General features: G+C 42.6%; 19 protein-coding genes. 16 read left to right on the top strand and 3 right to left on the bottom strand.

From position 1 onward, the window contains the following. Nucleotides 1-264: 264 nt before the first annotated feature. The 13 genes from ACEQZT_RS05935 (at nt 265) to mnmD (ending at nt 10,675) form a co-directional block, all read left to right on the top strand. Entirely contained in the window at nt 265-816 is a 552-nt protein-coding gene (locus ACEQZT_RS05935; RefSeq protein WP_372530136.1) for an RNA polymerase sigma factor, read from the top strand. A gap of 8 nt (nt 817-824) precedes the next feature. Then, a complete protein-coding gene (locus ACEQZT_RS05930; protein ID WP_370088207.1) occupies nt 825-1,613 on the top strand; it encodes a HEAT repeat domain-containing protein in 789 nt (262 codons plus the stop codon). A gap of 16 nt (nt 1,614-1,629) precedes the next feature. Then, nucleotides 1,630-2,454 (top strand): DUF4097 domain-containing protein, encoded by an 825-nt coding sequence (locus ACEQZT_RS05925; RefSeq protein ID WP_370088205.1) that lies wholly within the window; start codon nt 1,630-1,632, stop codon nt 2,452-2,454. A 12-nt stretch (nt 2,455-2,466) separates the two neighbouring features. Beyond that, nucleotides 2,467-3,294: a DUF4097 family beta strand repeat-containing protein gene (locus tag ACEQZT_RS05920; protein ID WP_370088203.1), complete on the top strand. Its 828-nt coding sequence runs from the start codon at nt 2,467-2,469 to the stop codon at nt 3,292-3,294. Between the two features lie 109 nt (nt 3,295-3,403). Next, complete coding sequence (locus tag ACEQZT_RS05915) at nt 3,404-4,327, top strand: bile acid:sodium symporter family protein (protein WP_370088201.1); 924 nt, start codon at nt 3,404-3,406, stop codon at nt 4,325-4,327. A gap of 156 nt (nt 4,328-4,483) precedes the next feature. Then, the gene (locus tag ACEQZT_RS05910; protein WP_370088199.1) at nt 4,484-6,316 is read left to right on the top strand and encodes a SurA N-terminal domain-containing protein; all 1,833 of its coding nucleotides are present in this window, start codon (nt 4,484-4,486) and stop codon (nt 6,314-6,316) included. 86 nt (nt 6,317-6,402) lie between these two features. Further along, nucleotides 6,403-6,663, top strand: coding sequence for a DUF493 family protein (locus ACEQZT_RS05905; RefSeq protein ID WP_370088197.1), 261 nt, complete (start codon nt 6,403-6,405; stop codon nt 6,661-6,663). A 12-nt stretch (nt 6,664-6,675) separates the two neighbouring features. Beyond that, nucleotides 6,676-6,909: a 4a-hydroxytetrahydrobiopterin dehydratase gene (locus ACEQZT_RS05900; protein WP_370088195.1), complete on the top strand. Its 234-nt coding sequence runs from the start codon at nt 6,676-6,678 to the stop codon at nt 6,907-6,909. 159 nt (nt 6,910-7,068) lie between these two features. Further along, nucleotides 7,069-7,749, top strand: a complete 681-nt coding sequence (rsmI, locus tag ACEQZT_RS05895) for a 16S rRNA (cytidine(1402)-2'-O)-methyltransferase (RefSeq protein WP_370088193.1) — start codon at nt 7,069-7,071, stop codon at nt 7,747-7,749. Next, nucleotides 7,746-8,531, top strand: a complete 786-nt coding sequence (locus ACEQZT_RS05890; protein ID WP_370088191.1) for an inositol monophosphatase — start codon at nt 7,746-7,748, stop codon at nt 8,529-8,531. The genes rsmI and ACEQZT_RS05890 overlap by 4 nt, the downstream gene beginning before the upstream one ends. Nucleotides 8,532-8,565: 34 nt before the next feature. After that, complete coding sequence (locus ACEQZT_RS05885) at nt 8,566-9,402, top strand: DUF4349 domain-containing protein (protein WP_370088189.1); 837 nt, start codon at nt 8,566-8,568, stop codon at nt 9,400-9,402. Between the two features lie 57 nt (nt 9,403-9,459). Further along, nucleotides 9,460-9,945, top strand: coding sequence for a 2-C-methyl-D-erythritol 2,4-cyclodiphosphate synthase (gene ispF, locus ACEQZT_RS05880; RefSeq protein WP_370089535.1), 486 nt, complete (start codon nt 9,460-9,462; stop codon nt 9,943-9,945). 64 nt (nt 9,946-10,009) lie between these two features. Next, on the top strand, nt 10,010-10,675 hold the full coding sequence (gene mnmD, locus ACEQZT_RS05875) for a tRNA (5-methylaminomethyl-2-thiouridine)(34)-methyltransferase MnmD (RefSeq protein ID WP_370088187.1): 666 nt from the start codon (nt 10,010-10,012) through the stop codon (nt 10,673-10,675). Here the strand turns inward: mnmD and ACEQZT_RS05870 are convergent, their stop codons facing one another. Beyond that, nucleotides 10,676-11,386, bottom strand: a complete 711-nt coding sequence (locus ACEQZT_RS05870) for a hypothetical protein (protein ID WP_370088185.1) — start codon at nt 11,384-11,386, stop codon at nt 10,676-10,678. A 56-nt stretch (nt 11,387-11,442) separates the two neighbouring features. Then, the gene (locus tag ACEQZT_RS05865) at nt 11,443-12,153 is read right to left on the bottom strand and encodes a hypothetical protein (RefSeq protein ID WP_370088183.1); all 711 of its coding nucleotides are present in this window, start codon (nt 12,151-12,153) and stop codon (nt 11,443-11,445) included. Between the two features lie 103 nt (nt 12,154-12,256). On the opposite strand from ACEQZT_RS05865, the gene polA reads away from it, so the two are divergent. The 3 genes from polA to ACEQZT_RS05850 are packed head-to-tail and all read left to right on the top strand — an operon-like array spanning nt 12,257 to nt 16,857. Beyond that, a complete protein-coding gene (polA, locus tag ACEQZT_RS05860) occupies nt 12,257-15,016 on the top strand; it encodes a DNA polymerase I (RefSeq protein WP_370088181.1) in 2,760 nt (919 codons plus the stop codon). A 9-nt stretch (nt 15,017-15,025) separates the two neighbouring features. Continuing rightward, complete coding sequence (locus ACEQZT_RS05855) at nt 15,026-15,976, top strand: threonine/serine dehydratase (protein WP_370088179.1); 951 nt, start codon at nt 15,026-15,028, stop codon at nt 15,974-15,976. Next, a complete protein-coding gene (locus ACEQZT_RS05850) occupies nt 15,976-16,857 on the top strand; it encodes a diacylglycerol kinase family protein (RefSeq protein WP_370088177.1) in 882 nt (293 codons plus the stop codon). Before ACEQZT_RS05855 ends, ACEQZT_RS05850 begins: the two co-directional genes overlap by 1 nt. Here ACEQZT_RS05850 and lgt read toward each other — a convergent pair. Further along, a complete protein-coding gene (gene lgt / locus ACEQZT_RS05845; RefSeq protein WP_370088175.1) occupies nt 16,844-17,626 on the bottom strand; it encodes a prolipoprotein diacylglyceryl transferase in 783 nt (260 codons plus the stop codon). The genes ACEQZT_RS05850 and lgt overlap by 14 nt on opposite strands. Between the last annotated feature and the right edge of the window lie 61 nt (nt 17,627-17,687).

The following is a 17,687-nucleotide window of genomic DNA, read 5'->3' as shown; positions in this document are numbered from 1 at the left end:
TTCCTGATGGAGTAAAACGAAGTTCAGGAATCTTTATAAAAAAGATTCCGGTATTTCTCATTCTTCGAAACCGGAATGACGAGGAGAAAAAATCTCCAATGAGATGCTTCCTTCGTCAGATGGCAGCTTAGAGTCATTCAGCTTTTTAGATTATAGGTGTCATTCTGAACGCAGTGAAGGATCTATTGGAAGTAGTCAAAAGAAATTTCCAATCCCCATGTAACCTTCCGAAATTACTGGAGTTTCCCCGACAGAATGCACCAAATGAACTTATTGGAAGACCACAGTTTGATGTTGAAAGTAAAGGAGGGAGAGGTAGAAAAACTCAACCTTTTGTACAAGCGATACAGTCGCCGATTCTTTGGATTCTTTTATGGAATGACCAACGATGGAGCGACGAGTGAAGACCTGGTGCAGAATGTGTTCATGAGGATTTTGAAGTATAAGCATACCTACAAAGAAAACGGTGACTTTGAAGTGTGGGCCTTCCAGATGGCGCGTAATGTGCATCACGATCATTACCGAAAAAATAAAAGATACGCTTTTCAGGAGGACATGAATCCGTATGAGGAGCGATTGAGTGAAAACGAAAACCGAGAGGTCGAAATGGAAAAAAGTGATGAGCTGAATTACTTAAAAAAAGCGCTGGCGAATCTTTCTGAGGAAAAGCTTGAATTGATTGAGCTGGTGCGATTCCAAAAAGTGAAATACGCGAAAGTGGCAGAAATGCTGGGTGTAACAGAAAGTGCCATCAAAGTGAGGGTGCACAGAATATTGAAAGAATTGAGAGAATCCTACATAAAAATGGATGTCTAGCTATGAAAATGACTAAGAAAAAAGCAGAGGAATTGTGGCAGGATAAGATGTCTGGTGATATCAGTGAAAATGAAGAAAGGGCATTAGCTGAGTTTCTTGCTGCAAATCCGGAAATGGCTACTGAGCTTAAAGAAATGGAGCAAACCTGGCAGCTGTTTGAAGAAATTGAACGCCCGGAACCTTCTGCACAAATGGATGCACGGTTCGAAGGGATGATGGCTGCTTATGCTGAAAAGCAAAAAGAAGTTCGTCCAAATGTGCTTGATTGGATAGTAGCCCAAATGACGAAAAGCTGGCAAGTGGGTTTAGCTTCTTTGGTGATGGGTCTGTTTATTGGCTGGTGGATGCTTCCCTCTCAGGATCAAAAGCAAGACATTGCTCAACTGAGTAGCGAGATTCAGAGCATGAAAGAAATGATGATGCTCACGCTTATTGAGCAGCCCAAAGCACAAGAGCGAATTAGGGCGGTGAATATGGCCGCAGAACTCCCAAAGGCAGATGAAAAAGTGGTTAATGCACTGATCACTACGCTCAACAATGATGAGAATGTGAATGTACGGTTGGCTTCTTTAGAATCACTGGTCAGATATGCGGATGAGCCAAATGTGAGGCGAGCGCTTGTTGATGCGCTGAAGATGCAGGAATCACCGCTCTTATTGGTGGCAATCGCAGATGTTCTGGTCGCCATTCAGGAAAAATCATCTGTAGATGCGATGGAACAGCTCAAGGAGAGTACCGAAGATGAATTTGTGAAGGAAAAGCTGGACGAAAGCATCCAAACACTCAAGAATACATAACTCAAAACAAGGACTAATGAATTTATTACTCTTACTAATAGCATTGATCAACCCTGACCTCAAGGAGGACAAGATCGAGATCACAAAGACATATGAAATTACAAATGCCGAGATGCTGGTCATGATTCACAACATGAACGGAAGTGTAACTGTGGAAGCGACGGAGGGCAATCAAGTGCAAATGGATTTGACCATCGAAATATCAGCTGATTCTGATGACTTGATTGCACAGGCTAAGAAAGACTTAAAACTTGGAGAATACATCAAGAACGATTCGCTGGTATTGTACATGAAGGCTCCCTTCATGCGTCGTTGTGAGGGGCAGCAGTTTTGGGGATACAATATGAATGACGGTCCCGATTATTCATTCAAATACCAGTATAAACTGAAAGTACCCAGGGAGATTGCTATACACGCCAAGACTGTAAACAATGGAGATATTTTGGTGAAAAACATGACCGGAAAAGTGATGGTGAGCAATGTGAATGGAGACATTGAAGTCCAAAATGTCCATGACTTAAGAAGGGCCTCCACGGTAAATGGCGATGTAGATATCACCTTTGTGAAGGCGCCTCAAGTGCCGATCAAGTTCAATACAGTAAATGGCGACTTTACCTTCGAATTGCCGGAAGACTTTAGCGCTCAGGTGTTTTTTGATAGTATGAATGGAGATCTGTATACAGCTTTTGACTATAAGCAACTGAGTCCTAAAGTGGAGAAAAGTGAACGCAATGGAACCTTCAAAATCGGAACTAAAACAGGAGTAGAGATTGGGTCCGGTGGCCCTGAACTTTCGTTCAAAAGCATCAATGGAAATGTTTATTTGAAAAAGAAATCATAAAAAAATAAAGACATGAAAAAGTTATTAATCATATTATTTCTTGTTGCCTCAGCGAGCGTTTGGGCACAGGACTTCAACGAGCGTCTGGCTATCCCACTTAGCTCTCCAGATAAAAAGGGCAAACTGGAAGTTGGTTTGGTTAGAGGAGACATTATGGTGGAAGCGTACAACGGAAAAGAAGTCATTATTGAGGCGGAGGCAAGTACTGAATCTAAAGATGATGATTGTGCAAGCTGTGACCATGATGATCATGAGGATAAAAGATCAGTGCCATCAGGAATGAAAAGGATTGCGACAAGTCCGATTGAACTCAGTGCTTCTGAAAACAACAATCGGGTAAAAGTGGAAACCAACTCATGGAAAAAGCCAATCAATCTGACCATCAAAGTACCCGCAAATTTTGATCTGGAGGTCTCTACTGTCCATGGGCAGGTGGATGTGACAGGGGTGAATGGGACGCATGAAATTTCCGCAGTGCATGGGCCACTCACACTCAAAGACATGAGTGGATCCATCGTGTCAAATACAGTACATGGAGATATCACTGTCAACTTCATCAAAGTGACGCCAAATGAGCCCATGTCTTTTGTGACGCTGCATGGAAATGTAGATGTAACATTCCCTCCGGGAATCAAAGCCACAGCCAAGATGCGCTCGGATCGTGGAGAGATCTTTACAGATTATGATATGACAGTAGACCGCTCCAAGCCGGAAGTAAAATCCGATGATGGAAAGTACAAGGTGTCTATCAACTCATGGGTTTATGGTGCCATTAATGGAGGGGGCCCGGAATACACCTTCAAGAATATGCATGGAGATATTATAATCAGGAAGAAGTAGATTGTATAAACTTTAAGAGATCCTTCCTTCGTCAGGATGACAGTAAAAAGTAGTGTCATGCTGAGGAACGAAGCATCTCTTTTTTTATTAATCTTTATATCTTGCTCAGATGGACCCCATCGATCAGGTGACGCTCAACTTTAGTGAAGCCAATCTTTTCTATCTGAATCTGAGCCTAGGCTTTATCATGTTTGGGGTAGCTATCAATCTTCGAATTGAAGATTTTGTTCGGGTCGTAAAAAACCCCAGAGCTGCTTTTGCGGGAATACTCTCTCAGTTCATCGTTCTTCCAGCGCTCACCTTTCTGCTCATCCTGATTATCCAGCCTCGCCCCAGCTTTGCACTCGGCATGATGCTGGTAGCAGCTTGCCCAGGAGGCAATATCTCCAATTTCATGTCGGCAATGGCACGAGGAAATACCGCGCTTTCGGTGAGCCTCACAGCGGTTTCCAGCACGATGGCTATTTTCATGACACCCATCAACCTTACCTTCTGGGCAGGCATGTATGCGCCAACCGCAGAAATCCTAACAACTGTTTCTCTGGACTTTTGGGAATTACTCGAAACGATTACCACATTGTTGCTGATCCCGATTGTTTTGGGAATGTTTCTGAGAAAATGGAAACCTCAGGTAGCCGATCGATTGCATCCCATTATGCACTATTCATCCATCGCCATATTTGCAGCCATTGTTATCATAGCATTCAGCGCGAACTTTGATTTATTTCTGCAATACATTCACCTGGTCGTTTTGCTGGTGCTAATACATAATGCTGTGGCTTTGATGGCAGGCTATCAGATAGGAAAGCTTTTCAAGCTCGACCAATCGGACAGAAGGTCCATCTCTATTGAAACAGGCATACAAAATTCCGGCCTTGGACTTATTCTCATTTTTGGATTTTTTGATGGTCTGGGTGGAATGGCCATTGTGGCAGCCTGGTGGGGAATCTGGCACATCATTTCGGGTTTGAGTCTCGCCTATTTATGGAGCAGAAATTCGCAGGTATACCCTTCTGAAGTATCGAATATTTAGTCATCTCAATGCCCGATTGATTAAAGCTGTGGAGTAATGGCTAACTGTGTAATCTCGTGGTAGTTAGGTCTTGTTTTATAAAAACCCACTGTATGGGTCAATAGCAAATTATTTCCTTATTTTTGCCGACCTTATATAAAGAGCACTTAGAAGAATATGGCACTAATAGGCACACTGAGAAACAAGATGGGTAAGATCGTGGTGGGAGCTATCATGGTCACAATGGTTGCTTTCATTGGCACGGATTTGATTGGAAACTCTACCCTTTTGGGTGGAGGTGATAATCCAGATATCGGAGAGATGGCCGGCGAATCTATTTCCAACACTCAGTTTCAAAATAAAGTAGATGAGCTGTCTTACAACTTTGCTATCAATACCGGACGAAATCCGCTTCAGCAGGAGACAGATCAAATTAGAAATCAAGCGTGGAATGCGCTGATCCTGGAAAAAGTTTACGAAAAGCAGTTTGAAGAGCTTGGCATTGTGGTAACCAACAATGAGTTGGTAGACATGGTACAGGGCAGCAACATTAGCCCGCAGATCATGCAGTTTTTCGCAGATCCTCAAACAGGTCAGTTTAGCAAAGAGAATGTGACTGCCTTTCTCGGAAGCCTTCAGCAGGCACCTCCACAGCAGAGAAATTCATGGATTTCGTTTGAGCAGTCGTTGGTACCAAGCAGAAAACTTGAGAAGTATGCAAACCTGTTCACGAAGACAAATTATGTGACCAAGTACGAAGCAAAGGATGAGTACATCAGCCAGAATGCAAACGCGACCATCGACTACATGTACGTTCCTTTCCTTAGTGTTTCTGACGAAGAAATTTCGGTGACAGACAAGGAACTTCAAGCATACCTAAACAATCATGAGTCTGAGTTTCAGCGTGAGGAAACACGGAATATGGTCTATGTTCTTTTCGACATTGCTCCATCAAGTGCAGACTCAGTGATCGTTGCTGGTGAGGTAGCAGATTTTCAGGCTTCCCTGGCACAAGCTACCAACGATTCGAGCTTTGTGAGCATCAACTCGGATGATCCATATCCATTCATTACTTATTACGAAGACAATCTTCCGTTATCACTTCAAGGCCAGGAAGTAGGATTTGTTTCTGAGCCTGAAATCGTAAACGGAGCGTATGAATTTTACAAGCTTTCAAGAAAAGATGAGATCACTGCTGATAGTGTGCTTTATCGGGTAGCTAAAATGAAGAAAGAATTTTTCGTTTCTGATGAGACGATCAATGAAGTATACAGACAAGCTGATTTGTTCGCAGCATCTGCAGGAAACCTTGAAGAATTCAGAAAACTGGCTGAAGAGCAAGGACTGACAGTAAGAGAGGCTAACAGAATCGGTAAGAACGCTCAGCGTGTAGGACCAATGAGTGAGGCTAGAAGCCTGGTGCTTTGGTTGTACAATGAAGCATCAACCGGGTCAGTATCTGATGTAAAAGAAGTAGGAGACCGATACGTGGTAGCTGCGATGACTTCAGAGCAGGAAAAAGGTGCCGCTAATCTGGACGAAGTTAGAAATCAGGTGGAGCGAAAAGTGAGAAATGAAAAGAAAGCACAAACGATCATTAGCAAGCTGAATGGTCTGGATGCAGCTGATGTTGAGTCTATGGCAGTAGCTTATGGCGATGGTGCCAAGACAGGAACGGCAGACTTCCAGCTATTCTCAAATAGTATCACGGGTGTTGGGTATGCTCCTGAAGCAATCGGCCTTTCGTTTGCACTAGAGGAGGAAGAAATGACTCAGGCATTTGGTGTTCAGGATGGTGTGATCGTAGTTAAACTTATTGCAAAAGACATTCCGACAGATGTAGATGATTATTCTTCATTTGCACTTCAGGTATCACGTCAGCGTTTAGGACAAAATGCGATGGTAGCAGATTTCCCTCTTTCATATTTCAGGCTTTTTGTTCCTAGAAACATTGATGAGACCTTGAAAGAGTTTGCTGAGATTGAAGATATGAGATACAAATTCTTCTAATTAGAATTTAATCAACTGAAAAGCCATTCCGAACTTTCTCGGGATGGCTTTTTTTATACTACAGGATTCCATTTAAATTGAAATGTATGAGCTGGGACGAAAAAGCCTTTGTTGAAAAACTGGAAGGAACGCATGAGTTTCCTGATAACTACACCTTTAAGTTCATCGTGAAGCCAGAGCATCAGGCAAGCGTGGAAGCATTGCTACCAGATGCTGACATTAAATTAAAGCCAAGTTCAGGCAATAAATATGTGAGCATCACTTTGAATAAGAAGATGAACACTAGTCAGGAAGTGGTGGAGGTGTATAAGCAAGCCAATAAGATTGAAGGAATCATTGCACTTTAAAAATCAAAGATTATGAGTTGGAAAGAAGAAGATAATAAGCTGAAAAAGACATTCAAATTCAAAGACTTTGTAGAAGCGTTTGGTTTCATGAGCCAGGTGGCAATCATCGCAGAAAAGATGAATCACCATCCGAATTGGAGTAATGTCTACAATACAGTCAGCTTTGAGCTCAATACGCATGATGCCGGGGATGTGGTGACGGATAAAGATCATAAACTAGCTGAAGCAATTGATTCACTGGTTTAGAATGTCATTTCGAGGGAAGCGCTAGCGACGAGAAATCTTTTAGGTTAATAGCAAGGAGTAAAGATTTCTCACTTCGTTCGAAATGACGCTAAAAACTCGTCTTATATACCCTGTGATCATTCTCTGTGTCCTCTGTGGTTAAATCTCTAAATTAGCCTTATGACCATCGAGCCCGGAAAACTATACCTTGTACCTACGCCCATCGGCAATCTGGATGACATGACCTACCGAGCGGTGGAAGTATTGAAGAACGTAGATTTAATTTTAGCTGAAGACACACGTACGTCTGGTTTTTTACTAAAACACTACGAAATAGGAACTCCAGCACAAAGCTTTCATGCGCACAATGAACATAAGAAAGTAGAAGAAGCAATTGCAAAACTGAAAGAGGGTATGTCCATCGCTCAGATTTCTGATGCTGGGACGCCCGGTATTTCAGATCCCGGATTTCTTTTAGTTAGAGAGGCATTGGCCAATGAAATTCCTGTAGACTCTCTTCCTGGGGCGACAGCCTTTGTACCTGCTCTTATCAAATCAGGATTTCCCTGTGAGCGCTTTGTGTTTGAAGGTTTCTTACCTCACAAAAAAGGGCGGCAGACTCGAATAGAGGCTATGAAAGATGAAACGCGAACGGCTATCTATTATGAATCACCACACCGGTTATTAAAAACATTGCAACAATTCAAAGATATTTTGGGGGATCGAAACGTTTCAGTTTCCAGAGAGTTAACAAAGAAGTTTGAAGAGACGGTGACAGGCCAAATTGAGGAAGTGCTTACCTATTTCAGCACCAAATCCATCAAAGGAGAATTCGTCATTGTTTTAGAAGGAGTTAAATGAATCTTGAAAACATCACAGAAAAAGTAGCTTCCATTGCCTTAGAGACCGGAGGCTTTATCAGGCAGGAACGAAAGCGCTTTTCATATGATGAGGTGGAGTTCAAAGGTGAAAGCGATCTGGTTTCCTATGTAGATACAGAATCCGAAAAGAAGATCATTTCGGGACTTGAAAAGATTCTACCCGAAGCGGGATTTATAACAGAAGAAGAAACAACAGCTCAGGGTCAGAAAGAATTTACCTGGATCATCGACCCACTGGATGGCACCACCAATTTCGTACACGGCATTCCCAATTATTGTGTGAGTATAGGCTTAATGCATGAAGAGAAAATTGTTGCTGGGGTGGTTTATGAAGTAGCTAATGACGAATGTTTTTATGGATGGAAAGATGGTGGAGCCTTCATGAACAAGCAGCCTATTCGTGTTTCTCAAGCCCAATCTTTTTCGGATACTGTGTTGGCTACCGGTTTTCCCTATTATGAATTTGAGCGATTGGATGAATATCTAAAAGTCCTTCATCAATTAATGGAGTCTACGCAAGGACTAAGGAGAATGGGAAGTGCCGCCGCGGATATGGCCTATGTGGCATGTGGCAGGTACGGGGGCTATTTCGAATACAACCTGAATTCCTATGATATCGCGGGTGGTGTGATTCTAGTGCAGGAAGCGGGTGGAACTGTTACCGATTTTCGAGGAGGAGATGATTATATTTTTGGAAGAGAAATAGTTGCTGGAGGCGGAGTTCACTCAAATCTTTTAGAAGTGATCAAAAAATATTGGTAGGATTCTTGTTAGCTTCATCTTCAAATTAACGGAGATGAAAACACTCACTATTCTCATTATTTTCTTAATGGCCGCCTGCGGTGGCAATGATGGATTCCAATCTACTTATGCTGATATGGAAGTTCCGATGGCAATGCAACCAGCCGTTGAAGAGGCTGATGCTGGGTCTTACAGAAAAGTTTCTAACTCTGAACAGGATCAATCAGAGATTCAAAAGAAAGTCATCAAAACCGGTGGACTTTCCTATCGTGTAGAAAGCACCAAAGAGGAGTATCAAAGACTGTCGAGCTTGCTCAATCAATATGAGGCATATATCAGCTCTGAAAATGAAAACAAAGGATACGATCGGATCAATTACAATGTGAGCATCAAAGTCCCACCACAGAATTTCGATGCACTCATTAAAGCTGTAACAGAAGGCAAAAAGCTTGACAACAGATGGGTAAATACAGATGATGTCACCAATCAATATTACGATTTACAGTCTCGGATTGAAAACAAAAAGAAACTTGAGGAGCGATACCAGGAGATATTGAAGCAAGCCAATAAAATCAGTGACATTCTGGAAGTGGAGCGAAATCTAAATCAGGTTCGGTCGGAGATCGAATCATTGCAAGGACAATTCAAATTGCTCAACCATCAGGTCAACTACAGCACACTGGATATTTCTTTTTATGAGTTAATTCCATATGAATTGGATCAGGAACAACGACCGGGATTTGGTACTCGTGTGATCAATTCCCTTTCCGCTGGTTGGCAGGGGTTTCAGACCTTTCTGGTTTACCTATTAGCACTTTGGCCATTTGGTTTGCTTGGGCTTGGTGTTGTTTGGTTAGTAAGGAAGGTGAGAGCTCGCAAAAAATCAGAATAATTCATGTGTCCCCTTGAGGGGACTATAGGGGTGATTACTTTTACAAGAAAAGTAACAATGAAACCCAACATTCGCGTCGGTTACGGATACGATGTTCACGCCCTTGCTGAGGGCGTTGATTTCTGGATCGGGGGTATTAAAGTACCTCATACACACGGAGCTTACGGCCACTCCGACGCAGATGTATTGATCCACGTGATTTGTGACGCGCTTCTCGGTGCAGCAAACATGCGTGATATAGGGTTTCACTTCTCGGACAAAGACCCCAAATACAAGGGGATAGACAGTAAGATTCTGCTCAAAGAGGTTGTTAGGATCATTGGGGAGAAAGGATATAAAGTTGGAAACATAGACTCAACAGTTTGTCTGGAAATGCCCAAGCTTAACCCACACATTCCTGTGATGAAGAAGGTGTTAGCGGAAGTGATGGGCGTTGATGAGGATGATATCTCCATTAAAGCCACAACAACCGAGAAACTAGGTTTTGTGGGAAAGGAAGAGGGTGTGGCGGCACATGCTACGGTGTTGATTTATAAAGATTAAATGTCACCCTGAGGCTCTCGAAGGGTGTCTATCTTTCGACAGGCTCAAGATGACCCCCATACCAATGTCAATCAAAATCATAACCACCGAAGACGGCTCTCACAGCCTCTACGATGAAGAGCTGAACGAGACCTACCACTCGACCAGAGGAGCAAGAGGGGAATCCATGCATGTCTTCATAAAGGAGGGACTCGAGTATTGGCTGAATCATAATCAAAAAGAAGAAGTCAAGATATTGGAGATTGGATTAGGAACAGGCTTGAATGCATTTCTTACCGCACAATTTGCCGAAGAGCAAAACCAAAAAATTCATTTTACTTCCTTAGAGCCGTACCCAATTGGAGAAGAAATTTATACGAATCTAAATTTTCATAAATCCGATGAGGAGAAAATTCTTCTGATGAAAATCCATGAGGCTGAATGGGAAAAAGATGTTGAGATTTCACAAAATTTCGAGCTACACAAATCAACCTTAAAACTTGAAGATTTTTCAACTCCTACGTTTTTCAATCTCATTTACTTTGACGCCTTTGCCCCTAGTAAGCAACCAGAAGTGTGGTCGTTAGAGAACTTAAAGAAATGCTATTCATTACTTGAAAAAGGAGGGGTTCTTACCACCTATTGTGCTCAGGGACAATTCAAACGTAATCTGGCCGAGGCAGGATTTGAGGTTGAAACCCTTCAGGGTGCCATGGGAAAGAAAGAGATGGTAAGAGGAATTAAATTTTGATCAATTCCATTTTATCATTGTTTCTAAAATGCCCTGCACAATCTCTGACGAGCCGATAGGGACTCTGAGCATTCTTAGTATTACCGTAAGAAGAACAAGGATTGTTGCCAGATGCTTGACTTTACCAAATCGGATAGCATAAATCAGGACGACAGGGATAAAGATTATTTCCGCACTAATGCTTATTAGCATTGGATTTAGTTTTTCTGGAGGAAGAATATTGCGCCAGAAAATAATCATCCCTCTTCCAATCGCGGGCATCATAAGGAAAAAGACACTGCAGATCATCCACCATGCATGTTCATTAAGATTTTTTCTAAAACGAATGGCCTGAACAACAGAAAACGCATAAAGCCATGCAAGAAAAAATTCTATGACCAATGTGCCATAAAAGAAAGGAGGCGGAGGGCCGGGCGCTCCATTGGCAATTCTTTTCAAAGGAACATCGAGCAAAGAAATACTTGTGAAAATGATTCCACCCGCGATTATCAAGCCGAGCATTCCAATCATTCGATGCTGCTCTACTTTCTTAATGGTGATTAAGTAGGGCTGGAAGATCATCAGGATGAGCCAGGCGGTAACAAGCCAAAAATGAATATGAAATTCCCAGGGAGTTGTGGTGAATTTCGGCCAATAGAAACGAAAAATTCCTAATTGGATTAATAATAGAGGGATTATCATCCAAAGGTGTAGGTTCTTAAATTTTTGCATGGTGTGATTAGGTTATAACCTAAATCAATTTAGTCTATAAATAGGATTTGAGAACTTTAATCACTTGTCTCCAACTTTTCAAGTAGATACTCTGCATGACGTCTTAAGTTGGCAATTCTTCCTCTATTCATATCAAATAAGACTCTTGATGAGAGTACCAACGACTCTATATCTCGAATCTGATCCGAATTAGACTTCAATAGCCATGCATACTTTTTGGTGTCAACTTCAGCACTTTCCCAAATCTTTCTCTGGATCACCCAATAATCATTGTATTCTGGTCCAATCATTTTAGTCCTGAGCTGTTGATTGTCTCGCTCAATGTACGTGCTCCATTTTTTCACATTTCGATAGTAGCTGATAATTTCTGATCGGAGTTCTTTTTCATTCATCGAATACAGTCTTCCGGTATTCAGCATTTCATCATATGTAGTAAAATTTGCTTCTACTAAAAAGAAATTGATCAGGTGGACGGAAATCATGGAAAGACGTTTGTCGATATTGTCAAGGTCATTGAATAGCGCAAACACTGAATCGCATTTTTTTACACGTTCTTCCAGTCGATAATCCAGGTAAGCAAATCTGGCTGTATCACTTTTTATATCATCAATCAATCGCTCAATGGTGAGTCTTTGAGTGTTTGCAGCTATCCTGTTTTGATTCCAATGGTTGAGTAAGAATGCTCCAAGAATTCCAATAGTTATGACCAGAATTTCAAGGAAGTACTCTGCCCATTTTTGGCTTAATGTTGCTAAGATCTTTTTCATTACTATTTAGGATCACATTTAAAAATAATCAATAACTGGGTGTCTTTAGTGATTGAATTCTTCAAACGACCAATTCTTCCCATTGGTAAATTACCTTTACCTCATGTCCGAAAAGAAACTCTTCCTGCTCGATGCTTTCGCATTAATTTACCGTGCTCACTTTGCCATGAGTCAGAATCCAAGACTCACGACCAATGGCATCAATACCGGTGCTATCCTTGGTTTCACCAACTCGCTGCTGGAGATCATTACCAAGGAAAAACCTTCTCACATTGGGGTAGCATTTGATACCCATGCCCCAACTTTCAGACACGAGGAATACAAAGAATACAAAGCCACTCGTCAGGAGCAGCCAGAGGAAATCAAGGTGGCCATTCCCTATTGTCTTAAGATCGTGGAGGGATTCAACATCCCAATCCTTATGAAGGATGGCTATGAAGCAGATGACTTGATTGGCACCATTGCTAAGAAGGCCGGAGCACAAGGTTTTAAGGTCTACATGATGACTCCAGATAAGGATTTTGCGCAGTTGGTGGATGAAAACATATCCTTATTCAAACCTCGAAGAATGGGTAATGGAGTAGACATCATGGGTATTCCTGAGGTACTGGAAAAGTTTGATATTGACAAAGTAGATCAGGTGCGGGACGTGCTTGGTTTAAAGGGAGATTCTGTTGATAATATTCCGGGTATTCCGGGAATCGGGGATAAAACAGCATCCAAGCTCCTCAAGGAATATGGATCTGTGGAAGGAATAGTAGAGCATGTGGATGAGTTGAAAGGAGCTCTGCAAAAGCGCGTGCAGGAGCATGGACAGCAAGGCATTATGTCAAAGGAATTGGCTACTATCAAGATCGATTCACCCATTGACTTTGATGAAGAGGCCCTGAAATACGGAGATCCAAATCCAGAAATTCTTAAGCCAATTTTTGATGAGTTGGAATTCAAAACAATTGCACGAAGAGTCTTTCAGGAAGAAAATGAGATTAAAAAAGGAGAAACCCAACAGCTTGGTTTATTCGATGGTGGAGGTGATGCCCCGGCTGTCTCAGATGACAAAGAGTCGATCAGCACCACCAAACATTCCTATCACCTGGTAGAGGGGAAAGATGCTATCAATGATCTGGTAAAAAAATTGATGAGGGTGCCCTCCTTCTGTTTCGATACAGAGACCACCAGCCTGGAAACTAGAGAAGCGAAGCTGGTAGGGATTGCATTTGCCATTGAGAAAGGGGAGGCGTGGTATGTGCCTTGTTTTGATAATGCTGACGAGGTGGCGACTGCCTTCAAGGAAGTTCTGGAGAACGATAAAATTCAAAAGATTGGCCAAAACCTGAAGTACGACATTCAGGTGATGAGAAATTATGGCGTTCATGTTAAGGGTCCGATTTTCGACACGATGTTGGCGCACTTTCTTCTGGATTCGGACTCCAACAACAGCATGGACTGGCTGGCGGATAAATTCCTTAATTATAAAACAATCTCATTTGAAAGCCTGGTTGGACCAAAGGGGAAGAATCAAAAAACCATTGATCAGGTAGATAAGGAAAAGGTTAAAGATTACGCTTGCGAGGATGCCGATATTACCCTCCAACTGAAGGATCTTCTGGCTAAAGATATTGATGAACGCAAGCTTCAAAAATTGCTCCATGAGGTAGAAGAGCCTTTGTCTTTTGTGCTTGCGGATATGGAATATGAAGGGGTGAAAGTGGATACCGATGCTTTGGAAAAAATGTCTAAAGAACTGGATGATGAAAGCCGACGCACACAGCAGGAGATTTTTGATATTGCAGGGGTTGAGTTCAACATTGGGTCTCCTAAGCAGCTAGGGGAGATTCTTTTTGAGCAACTCAAACTGGTGGAAAAGCCGAAGAAAACGAAGACCGGACAATATGCAACCGGCGAGGATATTCTTTCCAAGCTGGCAGACGAGCATGCTATTGCAGCAAAGATTTTAGAGTTCAGAGAATACCAAAAACTGAAGTCTACCTATGTGGATGCTCTGCCTAAACTAATCAGCCCGGCGAGCGATCGCATCCATACGGATTATAGGCAAACGGTTGCCTCTACCGGCCGTCTCAGCTCCAATAATCCGAACCTCCAAAACATCCCCATAAGGACAGAAAAAGGGCGTGAGATCAGAAAGGCATTTGTGCCCAGAGACAATGATCACCTGATTATGGCGGCTGACTACTCGCAAATAGAGCTGAGAATTATGGCAGCTTTCAGTAAGGATGAGAGCATGATGAATGCGTTTAAAGAAGGCCGAGATATCCATGCAACCACTGCCGCAAAAGTGTTTGGTGTTGATGTGGATAATGTGGAGCCAAACATGCGTAGGAAGGCCAAAGAGGTCAACTTCGGGATCATTTATGGCATTTCTGCCTACGGGCTTTCGCAAAACCTGAATATAGCCCGAGGGGAAGCACAAGAGATCATCGATTCGTATTTCAAGGAGTTTCCTAATGTGAAGAAATACATGGATGAAACGATCGAAAAGGCGAAAAAGGATGAATACGTGGAGACGATTCTTGGACGCAGAAGATACCTGAGAAACATCAACTCCAGGAACTTCACCATGCGAGGATTTGATGAGCGCAATGCCATCAATGCACCGATTCAGGGCAGTGCTGCGGATATCATAAAAATTGCCATGATCAACACGCACAAGTGGATGCAAGAGGAAAACCTGAAGTCCAAAATGATCATGCAGGTGCATGATGAATTGGTATTTGACATGCACAAGGAAGAAAAGGAACTTTTGGTTGGTAAAGTGGAAGAATTTATGAAGAATGCCTACCCACTGGAGGTGCCAATGGAAATTGGGATGGGTATAGGTGAAAACTGGCTTCAGGCACATTAATTTTAGGGCATGCTCACATCTCCACCTTCCTTTTCTGACATCAAGCGAGCACACCAGCGCATCTCGCAGTACATCATTGAGACTCCAGTGATGACCTCCAAGAATATCGATGAGATAGCAGGATGCCACATATTTTTCAAGTGTGAAAACTTTCAGAAAGTTGGAGCCTTCAAGATGCGAGGAGCCGCAAATGCCATCTTTAGCTATCGTCCGGAAGACAGGGTAAATGGTTTTGCCTGTCACTCTTCAGGGAATCATGGTCAGGCGGTAGCTCTCGCCGCAAAACTTGCAGGATCAAAGGCCTATGTGGTGATGCCTAAAAATGCTTCGAAAGTGAAAATAGAGGCTGTGAAGGGATACGACGCTGAGGTTATCCTGTGTGAGCCAAACGATCAGTCACGTTCGCAAACGTGCCAGGATGTGGTAGACCGAACAGGAGCTATTTTGATCCACCCTTTTGACAACTATAACATCATAGCAGGCCAAGCAACGGCAGGGAAAGAGCTGATTGAGGAGGTAGATGATCTGGATTGCATCATCGCTCCTGTTGGTGGTGGTGGACTGGCTGCTGGCACCTCATTGATTGCTCACTACCTGGATCCAAATATGGAAGTTTACATCGGAGAGCCGGAGATGGTGGATGATTGCTATCAGTCTTTAAAAGCAGGTAAGATTGTACCAAATAAGAACTCTGATACTATTGCCGATGGGCTAAAGACCACTATTGGCCAAAAGAATTTTGACATTTTGAAGGAGCATGTAAAAGAAGTGTTTACCGTTTCTGAAAAAGAGATAGTTGATGCTATGAAGCTGATATGGGAGCGTATGAAAATCGTCATTGAACCTTCTTGTGCCGTGCCTTTTGCCGCCATATTGAAGAATCCTAAGACGTTTAAAGACAAGCGGGTCGGGGTGATCCTCACCGGTGGAAATGTGGACCTTACCAAGCTGCCGTTTTAATGGCACGGAAAATCTTTATCATCTGGAATCCCTTTGCAGGAGGAAAGGCTCAGAAAATATGTAAACACCTTACCGCACGATTGAGCGCAGATACGATTGAGTATCAGGTGTTTGATACGAACGAGAGTAAGAGTGCCACAGCAACAGTTGATGAGTTTCTTAATGAGACCTTTACAGATCTTATAATTATCGGTGGAGATGGCACAATCAACGAGGCTGTAAACGGACTAAGCTATGACATACCAGTCGCCATCCTGCCTGCCGGAACAGGTGATGATTTCATCAAAAATGTCTCGATAGGAAAGACTTTGGATGAACAAATAGAAACGTCAATCAAGGGTGAAATAAAACGTATAGATCTGGGTCAGTGCAATGATCGCAAGTTTGTCAACGGTGTGGGCATTGGGTTTGATGGACAGATTGTGGAGGATATGGCCTCCAAGCGAGTGCCATTTTTGAAAGGCCATGCTTCCTATTATTATCATGTGCTTCGAATTTTAGGAGGTTATCGGGAACGATCATTTAAATATCAGATAGACGACTCAAATTTTGAGAAAGATTTGATTTTGTTGACCGTGGGGAATGGGACCACTTTTGGAGGAGGTTTCAAATTAATGCCTGAAGCAAAGATCAATGATGGACTGTTGGAGATTTGTGAGATCGGGAAAGTGTCCGGGCTGAGGAGGTTCTTAAATATTCACAAGCTGTCAGGGGGGACTCATGGATTATTGAAGGAGGTTCACTTCCACAAGGCCAAGTCCATTCGTATTGAGTCAAATAATCAACTATTCGCACACATGGATGGCGAGCGAATGGGTCAGCCTCCGTTTGAAATTAAAGTGTTGCCAGAGGCGTTACAGCTGCGAATTAAGACTTCTTGAACCTAGCCTTCTTTTTAAATCTCAAATATGCCCATACAGTTACAGCAATCACAATCAAACTGATAAACTGTGAATGGGAAAGGACGCCCTCGATGATGTAGCCACGCTCTTCGTCTCCTCTGAAAATTTCTATGATACCTCGTCCTAAAGCATACAGGATGATGTAGATAAAGAACAACTGTCCTTCAAATCGCTTGTGTCGTCTGAGCATCAGCAACAAAATCATAATACCGAAAATCAGACCTGCAGAGTATAGTTGCGTAGGGTGGAGTGCGGTATTCAGTGGCTCAGCCTGAGATACGGGATCAGTGAATGTTACTCCCCAGGGCATATCTGTCGGAACTCCGTGGCAGCAACCGGCAAAGAAACATCCGATCCTTCCCAATCCGTGGATGATGCAAGTTGTGATTGCTAACCGATCCATTAAAGGCCAAAGCGGCCATTTTTCTTTTTTGAAATACCAAACAATGAGTGGGACGGCAAAGATCAACGAGCCATAAAAAACAAATCCAGTTCGGAAGTTTCGCTGCATGTTTTCCCACGAGCTGAAATAAAATTCGGGATCCTCCAGGTAGAAGAAAAGCTTGCCACCGACGAATGCTGCGACAATCACCATGATCGCCAGATTTTGAATTTGATCCCGCTCAATACCCAGATCTCTTTTTGCTACGTGCGTCATGTAAAAGAAACCCAAGGTCGCTCCAATCATGATCATGAAGCCATACGTGTGGATCGTAAAGTCACCTATTGAAAATAATTCCGGATGCATATGTCTTGTTAAAGTATAAATATCGTGCGATATGGCATAGGATTTGAACTATTGAGAACAA

It is taken from the genome of Ekhidna sp. (genome assembly GCF_964218185.1).
GTDB lineage: Bacteria > Bacteroidota > Bacteroidia > Cytophagales > Cyclobacteriaceae > Ekhidna.
This window is presented reverse-complemented; position numbering and strand designations above follow the sequence as displayed.